Origin of the sequence: Alkalibacterium sp. MB6, assembly GCF_009935905.1 — a bacterium.
Classification (GTDB): Bacteria; Bacillota; Bacilli; order Lactobacillales; family Carnobacteriaceae_A; genus Alkalibacterium.
This window is the reverse complement of sequence record NZ_PREX01000002.1, coordinates 39,754-57,714: the sequence shown is the minus strand read 5'-3', so window position 1 is coordinate 57,714 and position 17,961 is coordinate 39,754. Positions and strand designations below refer to the sequence as shown.

28 protein-coding genes are annotated in these 17,961 nt (G+C 38.2%); 22 read left to right on the top strand and 6 right to left on the bottom strand.

The annotated features are described in order from the left end of the window. Positions 1 to 25 precede the first annotated feature (25 nt). The 3 genes from dnaK (at position 26) to lepA (ending at position 5,533) form a co-directional block, all read left to right on the top strand. On the top strand, positions 26 to 1,867 hold the full coding sequence (gene dnaK, locus C3945_RS01420; RefSeq protein WP_161877903.1) for a molecular chaperone DnaK: 1,842 nt from the start codon (positions 26 to 28) through the stop codon (positions 1,865 to 1,867). Between the two features lie 138 nt (positions 1,868 to 2,005). Beyond that, positions 2,006 to 3,169, top strand: a complete 1,164-nt coding sequence (gene dnaJ, locus C3945_RS01415) for a molecular chaperone DnaJ (protein WP_161877902.1) — start codon at positions 2,006 to 2,008, stop codon at positions 3,167 to 3,169. Between the two features lie 540 nt (positions 3,170 to 3,709). Continuing rightward, positions 3,710 to 5,533 (top strand): translation elongation factor 4, encoded by a 1,824-nt coding sequence (gene lepA, locus C3945_RS01410; RefSeq protein ID WP_161877901.1) that lies wholly within the window; start codon positions 3,710 to 3,712, stop codon positions 5,531 to 5,533. A gap of 108 nt (positions 5,534 to 5,641) precedes the next feature. On the opposite strand, the gene C3945_RS01405 is transcribed toward lepA, so the two are convergent. From C3945_RS01405 to C3945_RS01380, 6 genes are all read right to left on the bottom strand, one after another. After that, a complete protein-coding gene (locus C3945_RS01405) occupies positions 5,642 to 6,793 on the bottom strand; it encodes a tyrosine-type recombinase/integrase (RefSeq protein WP_161877900.1) in 1,152 nt (383 codons plus the stop codon). Positions 6,794 to 6,801: 8 nt separating this feature from the next. Continuing rightward, the gene (locus C3945_RS01400) at positions 6,802 to 7,119 is read right to left on the bottom strand and encodes a hypothetical protein (protein ID WP_161877899.1); all 318 of its coding nucleotides are present in this window, start codon (positions 7,117 to 7,119) and stop codon (positions 6,802 to 6,804) included. 100 nt (positions 7,120 to 7,219) lie between these two features. Then, positions 7,220 to 8,209 (bottom strand): SAP domain-containing protein, encoded by a 990-nt coding sequence (locus C3945_RS01395; RefSeq protein WP_161877898.1) that lies wholly within the window; start codon positions 8,207 to 8,209, stop codon positions 7,220 to 7,222. 12 nt (positions 8,210 to 8,221) lie between these two features. Then, complete coding sequence (locus C3945_RS11910; protein ID WP_161877897.1) at positions 8,222 to 8,743, bottom strand: hypothetical protein; 522 nt, start codon at positions 8,741 to 8,743, stop codon at positions 8,222 to 8,224. Positions 8,744 to 8,758: 15 nt separating this feature from the next. Then, positions 8,759 to 9,187 (bottom strand): ImmA/IrrE family metallo-endopeptidase, encoded by a 429-nt coding sequence (locus C3945_RS01385; RefSeq protein WP_161877896.1) that lies wholly within the window; start codon positions 9,185 to 9,187, stop codon positions 8,759 to 8,761. Next, positions 9,180 to 9,596: a helix-turn-helix domain-containing protein gene (locus C3945_RS01380; RefSeq protein ID WP_202623258.1), complete on the bottom strand. Its 417-nt coding sequence runs from the start codon at positions 9,594 to 9,596 to the stop codon at positions 9,180 to 9,182. The genes C3945_RS01385 and C3945_RS01380 overlap by 8 nt, the downstream gene beginning before the upstream one ends. Positions 9,597 to 9,734: 138 nt before the next feature. Between C3945_RS01380 and C3945_RS01375 the strand changes: the two genes are divergently transcribed. From C3945_RS01375 to C3945_RS01285, 19 genes are all read left to right on the top strand, one after another. Continuing rightward, a complete protein-coding gene (locus C3945_RS01375) occupies positions 9,735 to 9,929 on the top strand; it encodes a helix-turn-helix transcriptional regulator (RefSeq protein ID WP_161877895.1) in 195 nt (64 codons plus the stop codon). Between the two features lie 100 nt (positions 9,930 to 10,029). After that, on the top strand, positions 10,030 to 10,554 hold the full coding sequence (locus C3945_RS01370) for a hypothetical protein (protein WP_161877894.1): 525 nt from the start codon (positions 10,030 to 10,032) through the stop codon (positions 10,552 to 10,554). Between the two features lie 2 nt (positions 10,555 to 10,556). Beyond that, on the top strand, positions 10,557 to 11,282 hold the full coding sequence (locus C3945_RS01365) for a phage antirepressor KilAC domain-containing protein (RefSeq protein ID WP_237585440.1): 726 nt from the start codon (positions 10,557 to 10,559) through the stop codon (positions 11,280 to 11,282). Positions 11,283 to 11,293: 11 nt separating this feature from the next. After that, positions 11,294 to 11,524, top strand: coding sequence for a helix-turn-helix domain-containing protein (locus C3945_RS01360; protein ID WP_161877892.1), 231 nt, complete (start codon positions 11,294 to 11,296; stop codon positions 11,522 to 11,524). Beyond that, positions 11,521 to 11,712 carry a hypothetical protein gene (locus C3945_RS01355; protein WP_161877891.1) on the top strand — a complete coding sequence of 64 codons (192 nt, stop codon included), beginning with the start codon at positions 11,521 to 11,523 and terminating at the stop codon, positions 11,710 to 11,712. Before C3945_RS01360 ends, C3945_RS01355 begins: the two co-directional genes overlap by 4 nt. After that, a complete protein-coding gene (locus C3945_RS01350; RefSeq protein WP_161877890.1) occupies positions 11,709 to 11,912 on the top strand; it encodes a hypothetical protein in 204 nt (67 codons plus the stop codon). The genes C3945_RS01355 and C3945_RS01350 overlap by 4 nt, the downstream gene beginning before the upstream one ends. Continuing rightward, positions 11,909 to 12,049 (top strand): hypothetical protein, encoded by a 141-nt coding sequence (locus tag C3945_RS01345; protein ID WP_161877889.1) that lies wholly within the window; start codon positions 11,909 to 11,911, stop codon positions 12,047 to 12,049. The genes C3945_RS01350 and C3945_RS01345 overlap by 4 nt, the downstream gene beginning before the upstream one ends. Next, entirely contained in the window at positions 12,046 to 12,270 is a 225-nt protein-coding gene (locus C3945_RS01340) for a hypothetical protein (protein WP_161877888.1), read from the top strand. The genes C3945_RS01345 and C3945_RS01340 overlap by 4 nt, the downstream gene beginning before the upstream one ends. Positions 12,271 to 12,343: 73 nt before the next feature. Beyond that, positions 12,344 to 13,291 carry a YqaJ viral recombinase family nuclease gene (locus C3945_RS01335; RefSeq protein WP_161877887.1) on the top strand — a complete coding sequence of 316 codons (948 nt, stop codon included), beginning with the start codon at positions 12,344 to 12,346 and terminating at the stop codon, positions 13,289 to 13,291. A 2-nt stretch (positions 13,292 to 13,293) separates the two neighbouring features. Beyond that, on the top strand, positions 13,294 to 14,181 hold the full coding sequence (locus tag C3945_RS01330; protein WP_161877886.1) for a recombinase RecT: 888 nt from the start codon (positions 13,294 to 13,296) through the stop codon (positions 14,179 to 14,181). 35 nt (positions 14,182 to 14,216) lie between these two features. Next, positions 14,217 to 15,161 carry a DnaD domain protein gene (locus C3945_RS01325; RefSeq protein WP_161877885.1) on the top strand — a complete coding sequence of 315 codons (945 nt, stop codon included), beginning with the start codon at positions 14,217 to 14,219 and terminating at the stop codon, positions 15,159 to 15,161. Beyond that, positions 15,148 to 15,612 (top strand): class I SAM-dependent methyltransferase, encoded by a 465-nt coding sequence (locus tag C3945_RS01320; protein ID WP_161877884.1) that lies wholly within the window; start codon positions 15,148 to 15,150, stop codon positions 15,610 to 15,612. The genes C3945_RS01325 and C3945_RS01320 overlap by 14 nt, the downstream gene beginning before the upstream one ends. Next, complete coding sequence (locus C3945_RS01315; RefSeq protein WP_161877883.1) at positions 15,605 to 15,790, top strand: hypothetical protein; 186 nt, start codon at positions 15,605 to 15,607, stop codon at positions 15,788 to 15,790. Before C3945_RS01320 ends, C3945_RS01315 begins: the two co-directional genes overlap by 8 nt. A gap of 14 nt (positions 15,791 to 15,804) precedes the next feature. Next, positions 15,805 to 16,137, top strand: a complete 333-nt coding sequence (locus tag C3945_RS01310) for a PepSY domain-containing protein (RefSeq protein WP_161877882.1) — start codon at positions 15,805 to 15,807, stop codon at positions 16,135 to 16,137. Between the two features lie 13 nt (positions 16,138 to 16,150). Further along, a complete protein-coding gene (locus C3945_RS01305) occupies positions 16,151 to 16,567 on the top strand; it encodes a YopX family protein (protein WP_161877881.1) in 417 nt (138 codons plus the stop codon). Then, a complete protein-coding gene (locus C3945_RS01300; protein WP_161877880.1) occupies positions 16,564 to 16,851 on the top strand; it encodes a hypothetical protein in 288 nt (95 codons plus the stop codon). The genes C3945_RS01305 and C3945_RS01300 overlap by 4 nt, the downstream gene beginning before the upstream one ends. Then, entirely contained in the window at positions 16,848 to 17,015 is a 168-nt protein-coding gene (locus tag C3945_RS01295; protein ID WP_161877879.1) for a hypothetical protein, read from the top strand. The genes C3945_RS01300 and C3945_RS01295 overlap by 4 nt, the downstream gene beginning before the upstream one ends. Continuing rightward, positions 17,002 to 17,505 carry a Holliday junction resolvase RecU gene (locus C3945_RS01290; protein WP_161877878.1) on the top strand — a complete coding sequence of 168 codons (504 nt, stop codon included), beginning with the start codon at positions 17,002 to 17,004 and terminating at the stop codon, positions 17,503 to 17,505. Before C3945_RS01295 ends, C3945_RS01290 begins: the two co-directional genes overlap by 14 nt. After that, positions 17,505 to 17,897, top strand: a complete 393-nt coding sequence (locus C3945_RS01285) for a helix-turn-helix domain-containing protein (RefSeq protein WP_161877877.1) — start codon at positions 17,505 to 17,507, stop codon at positions 17,895 to 17,897. Before C3945_RS01290 ends, C3945_RS01285 begins: the two co-directional genes overlap by 1 nt. The last annotated feature ends 64 nt before the right edge of the window (positions 17,898 to 17,961 follow it).

Here is a 17,961-nt window from a genome sequence, read left to right as displayed (position 1 = left end):
TCTATAGATAAAGGTGAGATTATTAATGGGAAAAGTAATTGGTATTGACTTAGGAACAACAAACTCAGCAGTAGCCGTTTTAGAAGGCGGAGAAGCAAAGATTATTCCTAACAAAGAAGGTAACAGAACAACACCATCTGTTGTGTCATTTAAAAATGGTGAAATACAAGTTGGAGAAGTAGCTAAACGTCAAGCTATCACAAACCCTAACACAGTGATTTCAATTAAACGTCACATGGGTGAAGATTTCAAAGTTGAAGCTGAAGGCAAAACGTATTCTCCACAAGAGTTATCTGCTTATATTTTGCAACACTTAAAAGCATACGCTGAAGATTATTTAGGAGAAGAAGTAACGAACGCCGTTATTACTGTTCCTGCTTACTTTAACGACTCTCAACGTCAAGCAACTAAAGACGCTGGTAAAATCGCTGGTTTAGAAGTTGACCGTATTGTTAACGAGCCAACTGCAGCATCACTTGCTTATGGTTTAGATAAAACAGAAACAGAAGAAAAAATCCTTGTCTTTGACTTAGGTGGAGGAACCTTTGACGTGTCTATCCTTGAATTAGGAGACGGTGTCTTTGATGTTCTGTCTACTTCAGGAGATAACAGCCTAGGTGGAGATGACTTTGATAAAAAAGTCATCGATTATTTAGTAGATGAATTCAAAAAAGAAAACGGCATTGACTTGTCTAAAGACAAAATGGCTATGCAACGTTTGAAAGATGCAGCAGAAAAAGCTAAAAAAGATTTATCAGGTGTATCGTCAACACAAATCAGCTTGCCATTTATTAGTGCAGGCGATGCTGGTCCATTGCACTTAGAAATCACATTGACTCGTGCGAAATTTGATGAGTTAACTGATGATCTAGTTGAAAGAACAAAAGGACCTGTTCGTCAAGCCTTACAAGATGCTGGTTTATCACAATCTGAAATCGACCAAGTTATTTTAGTTGGTGGATCAACTCGTATACCAGCAGTCGTCGATGCAGTTAAAAAAGAAACAGGTAAAGAGCCTAACCGTTCAGTTAACCCTGACGAAGTAGTTGCGATGGGAGCTGCCATTCAAGGTGGGGTAATCTCTGGAGAAGTGAAAGATATCGTTCTACTAGACGTTACACCTCTATCACTAGGTATTGAAACAATGGGTAGCGTGTTTACAAAATTAATTGACCGTAACACAACGATCCCTACAAGTAAATCGCAAGTATTCTCAACAGCAGCAGACAACCAGCCAGCCGTTGACGTACACGTTCTTCAAGGTGAACGCCCAATGGCTCCAGACAACAAAACACTTGGACGTTTCCAATTAACTGATATTCCACCAGCACCACGTGGTGTGCCTCAAATCGAAGTGACATTTGATATCGATAAAAACGGTATTGTCAATGTATCGGCTAAAGATTTAGGAACAGGTAAAGAACAAAAAATTACAATTAAATCGTCATCTGGTTTATCTGATGATGAAATCGACCGCATGGTAAGAGAAGCGGAAGAAAACGCTGAAGCAGATAAAAAACGTAAAGAAGAAGTAGAAGTTCGCAACGAAGCAGATCAATTAGTCTTCCAAATCGACAAAACGTTGAAAGAATTAGAAGGTAAAGTTGATGAAGCAGATATCAAGAAAGCAGAAGACGCTCGTGATGAACTGAAAACAGCTTTAGAAGGCGACGATATTGAAGACATTAAAACTAAACTTGACAGCTTGAATGAGATCGTTCAAGAAATGTCAGTTAAGTTATACGAGCAAGCTGCTCAAGCACAACAAGCAGCTGAAGGTGCTGAGGGTGCTGAAGATACAACAAGTACTGACTCATCAGACGGTGTGGTTGACGCAGAATTCGAAGAAGTCGAAGACGACGAATAATTAAAGTAAAAAAGGTTGAAGGATAGAAGAAAAGAAAGCACTTATTTCAATGACTCAAGTGCTTTCTTTCTTTTTGAAGTGACTCTTTTTATAGCTGTTATGAAAGAATAAAAAGAGATGTAGTGATGGAGGAATACTATGGCAGAAAAACAAGACTTTTATGATCTCCTTGGCGTTTCTCGAGATGCTAACAAAGACGAAATCAAAAAAGCTTACCGTAAATTATCAAAAAAATATCACCCAGACATCAATAAAGAAGCAGGCTCTGATGAAAAGTTTAAAAAGATCACTGAAGCTTATGAAGTACTGAGTGATGACCAAAAACGAGCAGCTTATGACCAATACGGACATGCGTCAACTGATCCTAACTTTGGAGCCGGTGGTGGCTTCGGAGGCGGATTTGGCGGAGGCGGTGCCGGTGGTTTTGGCGGATTCGAAGACATTTTCGATCAGTTCTTTGGTGGAGGCGGCGGACGTCGTCGTAATCCTAATGCACCTAGACAAGGTGAAGATCTGCAATACGTTATGGATTTGGAATTCGAAGAAGCAATCTTTGGTAAAGAAGAAACCATTCGTTATAACCGTGAAGAAACGTGTGACACGTGTGCGGGTAGTGGTGCGAAACCTGGCACGAGCCCACAAACGTGTTCGCAATGTCATGGTGCCGGTGCAGTAAATGTCGAGCGTAACACACCATTTGGTCGTGTGATGACTCAGCAAACGTGTCCAACATGTAGCGGTTCAGGTAAAGAGATTAAAGAGAAATGTGGCACGTGTCATGGAGACGGCCACACGAAGAAACAACATTCTGTAAAAGTAACCGTCCCAGCTGGTGTTGAAGATGGGAACCAAATGAGACTTCAAAACCAAGGGGATGCCGGAACCAACGGCGGACCATATGGCGATTTATACGTCATTTTCCGAGTCAAACCATCTAAGATGTTTGAACGCAGAGGACCTGAAATTTATTATGATATGCCGATTAACTTTGTACAGGCGACACTTGGCGACGAATTAGAAGTGCCAACCGTTCATGGCAAAGTCAAGTTCAAGATTCCAGCGGGAACTCAACCAGGAACCACTTTCCGCCTAAGAGGAAAAGGGGCTCCCCGCTTAAGAGGAACAGGTAATGGTGATCAACACATCAAAGTAACCGTTGTTGTACCAAAAGAAGTATCTGAGGACCAAGCGGATTACTTGAGACAATTTGCGAAAGCAAGTAATTACGGCGAAGTGAATGAACAAGGAGATGGATCTATTTTCTCTAAATTCAGGGATGCTTTTAAAGATAAAAGCAAATAGTTTAGTTAAAGTAAATCGACCTTCATTTAAATAGCACAGAGTAAAATACGAACAATCATCAATGACTTTTTGTCATAAACAGATGATTGTTCGTATTTTCATTCAAGCCGAGAATTGGATAGTTTTAATTATTAAGTGTAACTATGAATACGCCCACTAATCATTCCTATAGTTCTCGTTGGGGTAATTTAATCTGCTTAACTATCCACTCAAAAAAATATATGGCTTGAGTAGTCAGTTAACTCTGTTTAACTGCTCACTCGAGAAAGTATAAGAGTTGAGTAGTAAGTTAACTCTGATTAACTGCTCACTCAAGAAAAAGAAAAGACTCGAGCGGGTAATTAAGTAGTCTAACTGTCTGTCCACGTTGGACTTATAAGGTGAGTAGATTTTAAAGGTAAGAAGTTGTCTCAGGAATGAAACGTTGAAAGAAAACATGGGGCCATAGCATTCTTCTGTCCCTTAATACATTGTACTATGCGTAAACTGTTGGTATAATAGGTAAGAATGTTTTTTAAAGGGAATGAGGATATAAATTCAATGGATAAAAATTTTGCTAGAAAGCGTCAAAAACAAATTAGAAACTTTTCTATTATTGCACACATTGACCACGGGAAATCGACTCTTGCCGACCGTATACTTCAGCTAACTGATACAGTTGCTGACAGAGAAATGCATGAACAAATGCTTGATTCAATGGACTTGGAAAGAGAACGCGGCATTACCATTAAATTAAATACAGTAGAAGTGAACTATAAAGCCAGAAACGGTGAAGATTACGTTCTTCATTTAATCGATACACCAGGACACGTCGACTTCACTTATGAAGTATCAAGAAGTTTGGCTGCCTGTGAAGGAGCTATTTTAGTCGTTGACTCTGCACAAGGTGTCGAAGCACAAACGCTTGCTAACGTCTATTTAGCACTGGATAACGACCTGGAAATCATACCGGTTATCAATAAAATTGACTTGCCAGCAGCTGATCCAGAACGAGTGAAAAAAGAAATCGAAGACATTATTGGATTGGACACAAGCGATGCGGTATTGGCGAGTGCCAAAACAGGTATTGGAATTGAAGATATCTTAGAACAGATTGTCGAAAAAGTACCTGCGCCACAAGGGGACATTGATAATCCGTTGAAAGCCCTAATCTTCGACTCAGCTTACGATATCTATAGAGGTGTTGTACTAAGTATTCGCGTGATGGATGGTACCCTTAAAAAAGGCGATACCATTCAAATGATGAGTAACGGGAAAAAATTCGAGGTAAATGAAGTGGGCATCTTTTCTCCTAAGCCGATTGAAAGAGATTATCTAATGGTTGGGGATGTTGGATACGTTACAGCAAACATCAAAACAGTTAGAGATACTCAAGTAGGGGACACAGTCACTTTAGCAAATAACCCAACGGATAAAGCACTTCCTGGTTACCGTCAGATGAATCCGATGGTATTCTGTGGAATGTATCCAACCGATTCATCTAAGTATGAAGATTTAAGAGAAGCACTGGAACGCCTTCAGTTAAATGATGCGGCTTTACAATACGAAGCAGAAACGTCACAAGCATTGGGCTTTGGTTTCAGATGTGGATTCTTAGGGATGCTTCACATGGACGTTATTCAGGAAAGACTAGAAAGAGAATTCGATCTTGATTTAATTACAACGGCACCATCCGTTATTTATCACATCAATAAAACAGATGGCACGATGGTTGAAGTATCTAACCCAGCTGACATGCCGGATCCGGTTTATATTGAATCAGTAGAAGAGCCATACGTACAAGCAACCATTACAGTTCCCAACGATTACGTTGGAGCGGTTATGGAAATTGCTCAACGTAAACGTGGCGAATTCATTACGATGGAATACCTGGATGATATTCGTGTAAACGTGAAGTATTATTTACCATTATCTGAAATCGTTTATGACTTCTTTGACCGATTAAAATCGAGCACTAAAGGCTATGCCTCATTAGACTATGAAGAGGCCGGATACAGACAAAGTGAATTGGTTAAAATGGATATTTTGATTCACGGTGATCGAGTCGATGCGTTAAGCTTTATCGTTCACAAAGACTTCTCATACAACCGTGGACGATCAGTCGTTGAACAACTGAAAACAACGATACCAAGACAAATGTTTGAGATTCCAATCCAAGCAGCTGTCGGACACCACATCATTGCCAGATCAACAGTTAAAGCCTACCGTAAAGACGTAACAGCCAAGCTATACGGTGGTGACGTCACCCGTAGACAAAAACTATTGAAGAAACAAAAAGCTGGTAAGAAACGTATGAAGAACGTTGGTAATGTGGAAATTCCTCAAGAAGCCTTTATGTCAGTTATGAAGTTGGACGAGGATTAAAGCTTGTTGTTGAGCTATTTCTAGAACGACTATAAGCGAATAATATTGAATCTTCCTACATTTTTCCTACGGTTGCAAAACTTTTTGGAAAAATGTAGGAAGATTTTTTTATTCTCTCATAGCAGCGTCAAAAATATCGGCTGCTTTCCTCTTTTCTTTTTTAGTTAAATGCATATAGGTATCCATAGTGGTCGAGATACGTGAATGTCCTAATCGTAGCTGAATCGCTTTGATATTAACTCCTAACTCTAGAAGCTGGGTCGCGTGAGTATGTCTAAAAGAGTGGAAATCAAAATCAATGCCAGCATCTTGATTCGCTTTATCCATATTCCATTTAATAACGTTAGGTGTTACGGGCTCGCCATTTTCTTTTGTACAAACAAAATTAGTATTAGTATAATGCATGCCGTATAATAATTTGTTTTCTAATTGTTTTTTCTTGTGAGTTTTCAATAAACTGATCAATGTATCACCTATATCTATTTCTCGATAAGAGGATGGTGTTTTGGGTGTGGTTATCTTATAAGTGGTTCCGTCTGGATTCTTTTTTGTTGGGATCATGTTCTTTTTGACTGTGATGGTTTTATCCTCAAAGCTAATCGCATCCCACTCAAGTCCACAAACTTCTCCTCGTCTCATTCCGGTATGGTAGGCAATCATCATGGGCATATACATATGATTAGAGGGAGTGATATATTCCCTTAACTTTTTAAATTCTTTTTTACTCAGTATCTTTAAGTCTTCTTTAGACCTTAAGTTTGGTGTATCGAATTTAGGCATTTCAACATGAGTCATAGGGTTTTCCTTGATCAGTTGGTAAGGATAGACAGCTCGGCGAAGAGAGCTGACTAAGACACTTTTAGTTATGGCAACAGTTTTTTTCGCAAAACCTTTCTCAACTTCTTTATAAAGTAAATCCTGTAATATCTCTGGACCGACTTGTTTAAGTTTGTAATCCGACAGGTAGGGCAAAAGATGGTTATCGATTGTGCTCCTGTAATTTTCTTGAGTATTTTCCTTTAAATTAGTTTCTACATAGTTTTTAAACCAATATTCAAAAAAATCACTACATGATATTTCAGATACTTTAAATAAACTACCGCTATTAACGTATTCATCAATTGCTCTATTTAAGGTTAATCTAGCTTCACCTTTGGTTTTTCCTCCATAGCGTTCCACACGTCTTCTTTTACCGTCTACAGATGGCATTTCAAGAGAGTAATACCAGTTGTTTCCTCGTTTTCTTAATGAACCTTTCATTATGTTATCTACTCCTTTTTATAAATACTTCGAGGCACCTTAACATGCAGTTGGTCCTCTTCTAAATCCAACATTACTTCTAAAGGGGCATGGAGGTTAATGTCAGGGTAGAGGAGACCAACATTCTTAAGCTGCTTCCAATCATCAACAGACGTCTCAATTTCCCCGTATCGTCTTAATTTCAAGTGGATATAGTCCTCGTAATAGTAAGCGAAGAGGGACATAGAGTGATCCACATCAAATGTTCTGATTTGATAAGCTCCGGATAATTCCGTATTTTTGTCGATAAAGTCCGATTCATAGGCAGTCATTTCGATAATAAACATGGTTTTCACTCCGTTTCTCGTACTTTTTATACTTAAATACGAATGTATGTTCTTTTACGGTTAAAAAGAAAAGCCGGTTAGGCTAGTCTTTTCCAAATAATTAACGTTTTAGTCTATCGTAGATTGAGCCAAGTGTTTCAAAGATAGATTTCTTACTTTTTGCCGTTTTTTTATGAGGGGTTTTTTTGCCACCTGACCGACTAAATACTTCTTTATACGTATTTATTAAATTGTTTTCATCCATATCCATACTAAAGTTAATGGAATCCTTAATCTCGGAAGCCGTAAATACGGTTTTTAGGTCGAGAGATTTAATTGATTCTTCTATGACGGAATACAATTGGTCGGTGTATTCAGGGTTGACAGATAACAGAATTTTTAAGTCGTTAGTTACCATTTCAGGTATTTTATATGTGTCCATAAAATAATCGAAATCTTGTAATAAATATTCCATACTCAATGTTTCCTGAGAACTAAAGTTCGAAACGCAACTTCTTACCAAAAATAAAAATTGGCCGTAATAATCGTCATAATTCCTACAAATTTTAGAAGCTTCCCATAGCGGGAAGACTAAATTTCTTTTAAACCTTGATGTTTCTTGGGAATAGTTATACGAGCTTTCTAAGCTATGTATCAAAACTTCTTTGTCATTAAGTTGAGGATTGTTTCTCTTTGTATTAAAGGCATCAACTACAGTCATAAAGCTCGACAAATTTCTGTGAGTATACATCAGATAATCAGTATTGTTTATTACTTCTTTCCCTCGTTCTGTTGGCAACCACACTTTATTTAGTTTTGATATATAAGTTTCAACATCAGCCGCATCCTTGATTCTGTTTATCAAGTCTTTCTTCTTTCCAGATACAGGGAGTTCATTGGCTTTTAAAATTGATTTCAACTGATCAACTTTTAATGTGTTTAGAGACTTTTCAACATCTACTTCAAGTTTGATATAACCTTTTCGTACAAGTTGGTTTACAATTTTATTGATATTAGCGCTGTATCTATCTTTCCAAAAAGATTGGTTAAGCTCATAAGTTTCATCTTTATCACTCAAGTAATGTAATACCAATATATCTACAGCATTCATTTTTATCCTCCTTTATTTATCAAACACATTCCCGCATTCTTTACAATGCCATTTGTCTGTTTTGCCCTTCTTACCAGCAAAACCTGCTAAAGTACCAATTCCTCCGGTTAATAACCCTCCGCCGATTGCTTTGCCTACAGAGAATGCTTTTTTGTTATTGCTTATATGTTCAACGACTGTGCTAGAGCAGTTAGGGCACGCCAGTACATTTTTTTGTACAGGTTTACTTTTAAAGGTTTTGCCAGAGTTGCTTTCTACTATGTCTACATTCAATAAGCGTAATAATTCGTCCATTTTCGGAGCTTGTTTGTTTGTGTATTGAATAAAATTTTTATTAAAGAGGTCTGGTTTTTCAATATCTTCGCCATCCGTGCTAACGTAAATAGATGCCCACTCATTTGCTGATAAGTTATAAGGGCGTCTATATATCACTTTAATGTCGTTAACAGCAATATCTTTATCTTTTATAGATAAAACAGAACCATTAAATGAGACTTTCTTTTTTGGCAACATTCCAAATTTTTCTATAAACATACCTTTCATCTCCTTTTACAATAGTATTTCTGACAATTCCAACGGCACTCCATATTCATTTAACAAATCGACTGTGGTTTCAGGTAATTTTGCTTGCTCTTCTATATAAAGGTTAAAGCACATTGCAGCTGAGAATTTATTCGCTTCCATTTCTACTTTGGCACGAGTCTTACTACTGAAGGAATAGTAACTTAATATATCTTCGTGAACAAGTGCGTGATGTAATTCATGGGCAGCAACAAAATACTTTAAATTATTATCTTCAATGCTTTGTGACAACAAAATATATGGAGACCCTAATATCTTTCGATATTGACCAAGTGGGTCTGTTAAAAAGTCGACGTACTTAATATTTATATCGAATTCTTCAGCCAAGACAAAAGGGTCAAAAGTGCTGTAACGTTCATTGATCTCATAAAGCAAATCTTCTATTTGCTCATTCATCTGCACCACCCTTTTTCTGCTTTTGAAGTTCTTCCCAGAAAAGAGTAGTTAATATATCTTGGACACGTTGTTTTTGTTCAGGAGTTAGACTTTCCCCACCGAAAGACATATTAGCGTTCTCATCTAACATTTTTTCAAGCTCTATAACATCATCTTCAGATGCCCATTCCGGAGTGTCTTCTGCATATCCAGCTAAGGACATCAAGCGCGAATACGATACGCCGTACACTTCAGAAAAAGCTTTTAATTTTTCTGGCGAAGGGATATAAGAGTTTCCGTGCGTCCCAACTCCTTTTTCAGCAGTGCTGATAACATTATGACTCAACTTTCCGTTAGAACGTTCTGCAATCTCTCTCAAAGAATTTTTCCCTCTCAATTGACGAAGGTATTCTCCTAATTCATTAGACATATCGTCACCTCGAATTCATTGTATTCTTTTGATTACAAAAAAACTATAAAAAAAGTGTATTTATTGGTTGACATACTGTACTCAATGGGTTACTATTAGTTTGTAATCAATGAAGTACAAAGAAATGAGGTGATAGTTATGTCAAGCAACCTTAAAGAAAAGCGGATTGATAAGCGTATGACTCAAAGAGAATTAAGTGAAAAAGCGTCTATCTCCAGACCGTACTTGAACAAAATTGAAAATGGTAAGGCTGTGCCAAGTACAACGGTAGCGTTAGAACTCGCTAGAGCGTTAGAGTGTTCTGTGGAGGAGCTTTTTTCGGTCAAATTGTAATCAAAAAAGTACAAACGCATATTAACCTTGTAATCAGTTTAATTAAAAACTACCCGTACTTTCTACAGGAGAAGTACCTAATACAAGGAGGATGAGGAAAATGAGTACGAAAGTTATCAGTCAACAGTTAAGAGCTGCTGCAGAGAGAAAAGAATTGAAGCAGGTCACCATTGCTAACGGAACAAACAGAGCAAAGACAACTATCAACGGCTACTTTAGGGGAGATTCAACACCGTTGGAAGCTATGGAAGAAATAGCCATATATATTGACGATTCAGTATTAAATCAACATTTCACACACGAAGTATTTAACTGGATCCCGCCGATGGAATCTGAAACATACAAAATGGATACTTTCACACTAGAGATAATCAAGAACATTGAACAAGAGGAAAGAGAGTCACTAAGAGCAAGAGCAAAATTAGCGATGACCAAAAGAGAAGAATTGTATTCCGAAGAAGACAAAGAAGCGATACTCCAATACGCATTGAATTATTTGGATGAAGTCTTTATCGAGATTAGATACATCGTTTCAATTTTCGACAAACTTGATATGTCAATGATGAGTGCGATTCAAAAGAGAATACCGGATTGGAGAAGGAAGAAATATATAGGAGGTGAATGAAAATGGAACTAATCGTTACACATCAAGGTGATAATGGAGATGTTTTAGTTAACGGTAGAGAATTACATGAATTTTTAGAAGTAAAAACCAGATACAATGACTGGTTTGAAAGAATGATAGGTTACGGTTTTGAGGAAAATCAAGACTATGTAGCTATTACTCAAAAAAGAGTAACAGCTCAGGGTAACACCACAGTCTATGTTGACCATCATTTAAAGCTAGACATGGCTAAAGAAATATCAATGATTCAAAGAACCGACAAAGGTAAACAAGCAAGGCAGTATTTCCTTGAAATAGAACGTCGCTGGAATAGTCCAGAAATGATTATGAAGCGAGCATTGGAATTTGCGGATATGAGAGTGAAGCAATTGGAGACTGAAGTTCAATCCTTGCAGCCAAAAGCTCTATTTGCTGATGCTGTTGCCACTAGTCACACATCTATATTGGTAGGAGACCTAGCTAAGTTATTAAGACAAAACGGTATCGACATCGGACAAAATCGACTGTTTGATTGGTTAAGAGATAACGGATTTTTAATCAGTCGAAAAGGCGAAAGCAGAAACATGCCAACTCAACGATCCATGGAATTGGGGATATTCGAAATAAAGGAACGCACTCACAATAATCCGGATGGAAGTATCAGAATTACCAAAACGCCTAAAGTGACTGGAAAAGGCCAGGTTTATTTTATAAACAAGTTCATGAATGAGTCTGTGTCAATAAATTAAGGAGTGATCACATGGCATTGCAAACAGCACCACTAAAAAAGCAGTTATATACAGTAAAAGAAGCTGCAGCAATCTTAAATAGCAGCGTTAACGTCATCTATGCTCTTTTGGATAAAGGAGATCTCAGAAGTCTAAAGTTACCAGGACACAAAATACCTGATTTTGAGATTGAGCGATTTAAGCATTGGGCATTTGAGAACAATATCGACTATAGCGAAATATTAAAGGAGAAAAAGAGATGATTAGTAAATATAAATGGGAAATAGCGCTGGTAATAATCGGCCTTGCACTCACAGTCATAGCTAGAGACTACGCAGTTACGAGACGATTATCAATGGGTTATGAGCCAGGAATTGGCGGAGAGTTCTTGATATTACCACTCATTGCAGTTTGGTACGCAGCAGTTAAAGCAGATTGGAGTGTAGAGTGATGCGAATCGAAACACGTACTAGACCGGCCTTAATGGATTATGCCTATGATGATTGGTTAAGGATCATGAGAAATGGATTGAGCGCTAGAGAGGCACGAGAAGATGTCGAAAGAGATTACGAATTGACCGAAGAAGAAAAAGCAGAATTAAGCAAGAAGATGCTAATTGAACTGGAGAAAAGAATGGAGGGGCGAAGATGACGGAAGAAGAAAAAGCAAAAATAATCCTCGAGCATTTAGATGAGTACCTCCAAGTGAATTGGGCATTCGAAAAATATTACATCAAAGCTATCAAAAATGGTTTAAGAGAGATTAAAGAAAAGGAGGAGAAGAAATGAAAGATGAAGAAGCCTTAGACTTCCTAGAACGTCAAATGATTGGATGCAGGGCAGACAATAAGAACAAATTCGCTGATGCAATCCAATGGGCGTTAGAGAATTATCACGAGCTGGAAGAAGTAAGGGAAAAGCTAAGCACGATAGAGAAAGAAATTGAAGATTTGATAGAAACAATAAAAGACCTTGAACAAGAAGTGTTCGAAGGCCGTGGGGATTATTAAAAAAGACACCTCTGGAAAGGTGTCCTAGAAAAAATATACTAACTAAATTATATCACAAAACAGGAGGATTGACATGCAAAAAATAACAGACACACGAGAATTGACTCGTTATGACTGGCTTCGAGAAAGACGCAAAGGAATCGGCGGATCAGATGTAGCTACCATTTTAGGTTTGAATAAATACCAGTCGCCTTATCAATTGTGGCTCGACAAAACGGCTCAAATTGAGATTGATGATTCCGAAGCGAGCGAAGCAGCTTATTGGGGCAATCAATTAGAAGACTTGGTTGCAACAGAATTTTCAGACCGCACAGGCAAAAAAGTAAGACGAGCGAATAAGATGTTTCATCATCCCAAGTACCCATTTCTAGTAGCAAATATTGATAGAGACGTAGTAGGGGAAGACGCCATACTGGAATGTAAAACAGCTTCTGTCTACCTGGCAGACCGTTGGGAAGGCGAAGACATACCAGAGCAGTATATCTGTCAGGTGCAGCATTATTTGAACGTATTAGATAGAGAGTATGCCTATATCGCTGTCTTAATCGGTGGTCAACGATTTGTCTGGAAGAAAGTCGAAAGAGATCAAGAGTTAATCAATATCATTCAAGAGAGATTGATAGATTTTTGGGAAGTTAATGTAAATCAAAAGATTCCTCCGGCTATCGATGGCAGCGATTCTACAGAAGAGTATATCAAAGAGCGCTACGCTAAATCAGAAACCGGGAAAGAAATTACTCTAAAGAAAGATATTGATGACCTGCTGGATCAGAGAGAAGAGTTGCAGGAAACAAAGAAAGTCGTTGAGACGTCAATCAAGGAAATAGACAACATGATTAAGTTCGAATTGGGCGAAAAGGAAGCGGAAATCGGTATTGCTCCAAGACATATAGTGACATGGAAGCCGATTGAAAGCACCCGCATTGATTCGAAGCGAATCAAAGAGGAATCACCTGAACTCTTTGAGAAATACAGCAAAACGACCATTTATAAAAAACTAACTATAAAGGAGATCAAATAACAATGGCTACTAATTCAAGTTTAAAAAACCAAATCGCACAATCAAAAGGGGATAACCAAGTCAGCAATGCAAAACAAATGACTCTTAAATCTTTGCTAAGCTCTCCTGCTGTCCAAAAGAGATTCGAAGCTGTCTTAGAAGAGAAATCGAGCGGCTTTACAACATCTTTACTCAACCTAGTTAACGGTGACCCTAATTTAGCAGATGCTCAACCTATGAGCATTATAACGAGTGCAATGGTAGCTGCTACACTCGATCTTCCGATTGACAAGAACCTTGGCTATGCCTACATCGTACCCTTTAGAGATTGGAAAAAAGGAAATGAAAAAGTTGCTCAATTCCAGCTTGGTTATAAAGGTTACATTCAACTAGCGCAGCGTAGTGGGCAATACATGGCACTGAATGTAACAGAAGTTTATGAGGGAGAACTAAAATCATGGAACAGACTGACGGAAGAATTTGAATTTGATCCTGAAGGTAAAAGTTCAGACGAGGTTATTGGTTATGTTGCTTACTTCCGATTAGTAAATGGATTTGAAAAGACGGTTTACTGGACCAAGCAGCAAGTAGAAGCGCATAGAGTTAAACACAACAAAGCTAAAAATAAAGAGCAACTCACAGGTGTGTGGAAATCAGACTATGATGCAATGGCTCAAAAAACTGTTTTGAAGATGATGCTATCTAAGTGGGGTATTCTATCAATCGAAATGCAAAAAGCCGTTACAACTGACGAAACTGTGCAAGAGATGGATGCCAAAGGCGAATTGAAGCAGGCTGAAATGATAGAAGACGATGAACCCGAACATGAAATAATTGAGGGTCCAATTGAAATAAGCGAAGAAGAAGCAACTGAATTATTTAAAAAAGGAACGATTACGCCAAATGAATAAGAGGGGGATTCTCCCTCTCTTTAGGAGGTGCAGATGTGGCAAGACCAGCTAAAAGAACTGTGGATTATTTTCCTCATATCGCTACAAGCGGAAAAACAATATTTATACTCGAAACTAATTTCGGGAATGACGGTTACGCCTTTTGGTTTAAATTGTTAGAACTACTAGCAACGACGGATGGGCATGTTTATGACTGTAGAAACTCAGCTCACTGGCAGTTTCTGCTAGCTAAAACCAGAGTAGACGAGGTTACTGCTAATAAAATACTGAATCTATTATCAGATCTAGAGGCTATTGATGATGATTTATGGAAAGAAAAGGTTATTTGGTCCGATAACTTTGTAGAGAACATAGCTGATGTTTATAAGAACAGACGCAACAAGGCACCTGCAAAACCAGACTTAAAAAGTTTCTACAAGGATAAACCGAGTGATGAAACAGTTTCTACAGATGATAACTCATTTCAAAAGAGTTTACCTGATGTTTCTACAGAAGAAAACACACAAACTAAACTAAACAAAACTAAACTAGACAATACTAAAGTAGAAAGTAATAAAGAGACCAACAACGACGTCAACGCTCATCGCTTTTATCAGCAGAACTTTGGAGTAGCAAGTGCGCACATCATCCAAGATTTGCAGATGTGGATTGAAGACCTATCTGAAGAAGTCGTTATCTTGGCTTTGACAAAAGCGATTGAGAAGAACGCACCATACTCCTATGCAAAAGCGATCATGAAGAATTGGGCTGTTAAAGATATTAAGACAGTTGAATCTGCTGAAGCTGAATCATTATCAAATGCTAAACAGAAGAACACGTTTAATAAACCAGCCAACAGAAAAGAGACTCTGCCTGACTGGGCAACGCAGGAACCAGCTGAAAAAGATGAATTGGTGGACGAGGATAAACAGAAGGAATTTGAAGAGAGGCTGGCTCGGATTAGAGCTAAGCGGAAAGGGGTAGCGAATGAAAATACTTGATGCTTGTTGTGGATCTAGAATGTTTCACTTTGACAAACAGAATGAAAATGTTCTGTATATGGATAAACGTCAGCATTTCGAAAAATTAGACAGTGGCCATGTCATCAATGTCAATCCAGATGTCGTTGCTGACTTCCGCAATATGCCTTTTGAAGACGAGTCCTTTTACATGGTCATCTTTGATCCGCCTCATTTGATAAAAGCTGGAGAGACTTCATGGCTGGCAAAGAAGTATGGCGTGCTTGAAGAAACATGGCAAGAGGATATTAAGCAAGGATTCGATGAATGTATGAGGGTATTAAAGCCGAACGGTACTCTCATATTCAAATGGAATGAAGAACAAGTCAAACTGAATGAGATTCTAAGGTCGATTGATTACCAACCAATCATAGGAAACAAGAGATCTAAAACGCACTGGTTGGTATTCATGAAAGGAGTAGCGAATGAGTGACAAAGAGATTCAAGAAAGAAGTAAACAAGAAAGCTGCATGTTATGCGGAAAGCCAGTTGATAGTGAAGACGTGGGGTACGTTTGGTCAAGTGTCGATTTCGAACATCACCCATGTCATCAAAGGTGTTGGGATAACCTCTTAGAGACTGCAGATGACGATGACTTAGAGGATTTGTAGGGAGGAGCAAGGTTATGAAATTGGAATTCAATACTAGCTTACTGAATAACGATTTAACAACCAAAACTCATACTGTTAATGGTCATAAGAACATAATCGTCCGTGATGATAATGAGTACTACAGTTACGAGGAAATAAAAAGCATAGCTGAAAAAGCAATAGAAACTGACCGTATGACTTACGGTTGGGAAGTGAAGTTTAAAGATACAGATAATCAGCTAAAAGAAGTTTTCATCCGAGCAATTTCGGGGGAAAAATGCAACGAAACGACTAGTAGCAAGCAATCGTTGGAAGAATGGATTGATAGCATGTTTGACAAAGATGATAAACAGACAAGCTTGTTTTGAAAGGAGCAGATGAATGAAACCTAAATTTAGAGCGTGGGATAACGAAGAAAAATGGATGGTAGACGGTTTATATATATCATTCGACGGCGACGTATTCACAGATGACGTTAAATCTCACGATACACCTCATAGAGAAATAGAAATTACTAATGCCGAGAGATACGAACTCATGCAATCAACTGGACTTAAAGACAAAAACGGCGTGGAGATTTATGAGGGAGATGTAATTGAACGCACTTTTATATTCAGAGGCGCAATTAGTGAAACTTTCATTGGGATTGTGGGGTACAGCGAGCGAACAGCCCAATATATCATAAAATCAAATGTGCGTGATGAAGAATTAGTAAATGCATTGAGCAAAATGAGTTTATATGAAGTCATCGGGAACATCTACGAGAACTCGGAATTACTGGAAGGAGCAGACGAATGAAATGCTATAAAATCAAAAATGATGTCAATTTATTCAAAGTCTTACCTCAATACGGATACTTGTATACCGGAAATTATTATCGAGGAGATAATTGGCAGAAAGTAATTAAAGGCATATTCGACAAAAATCCAGATAACGGCATTATTATCCACGGAGAATGGAATAATCGAAGAATCAAATTTAAATTCCCTTATAGAGGTACAACTGAAAGTTTGGACATTAAGGATTTTATACCGGAATTATTTGAATCAGGCTTGGTTGAAGTGGAAGGAGCAGAAGTTTGAAGAAATCAGAAGCAATCAAACAGCTAAAAGATAAGTTAAAAGAAAACTCATTAAACTTCATGGGAGTCGATTATAACGACGGTTTAAGAGATGCTTACACTTTCTCCCTGAGTTTGCTGGAGTCGATTGACAGCATAGAGGATGAACCGAATGCAAGCAAATAAGTACAGCGGACTAAAAGCAAAAAGAAACGGATCCAATTTCGAACGACTAATCGAAATGAGCTGCGCCTATTACCAACAAATGGGCGTGGCGCATATCCAAAAGACGCCGGAGCCATTTAGATTATTGCGTAAGCAAGGCAGTCAAGCCATTGGCATATACGAGAAGAAAGCTCAACCCGATTTCACAGGTACGCTAAAAGCCGGTAAATCTATCGTATTTGAGGCTAAGCATACCAATGGTACAAATATGCCATTCGACCGCATAAACGACACACAGGAGCGAGATTTGGCGTATCACAGTCATTTAGGAGCAATAGCAAGCATTATCATCAGCTTTAGCATGAAACACTTTTATATGGTCCCTTATGCAGATTGGAAAAAGCTAAAAGAAGATATCGGAAAGAAATCAGTCAATCAGTCAGATTTGGTTGATTATCAATTATCAACCGAAAAAGGGATACTCAATTTCTTGGAAGGAGTTAATAACTAATGTTATCAAAAGCATTTTATAAGAAGTTATATGAATTGGATAGGAGCAACCCGATTGGTTTAAGAGCATACGACATGGATCATCCGGAAGTCCTTGAATTAAGAGCGCTGGCCAATGGAAGTGTGAAAGAAGAAGTGGTAAAAGTCATAAAGGACAACGAGCTGATTCCGTGGAGTCATATCGATAACGATAAGATTTTCACAGTCCGCCAACTCATGGGCATAAAACTCTATGAAATGGCTCACTGGACGGGCATAGACCGTTTTAGATACAACCAGATAGAAAAGGCTCTAGTTCAAGTAAAAGTGTCTGAACTCAACAGAATAGCCGAAATGCTAGGAAGGGAACCGGAGGACTTCTTGCTTAAAGCATTTGAGAGAGTAGGTGAATGATGTGGACGTTGATTTAGAGCAGTCATTGGATCAAGTCGCTAATGATAATGAAATGTGGTAAGGA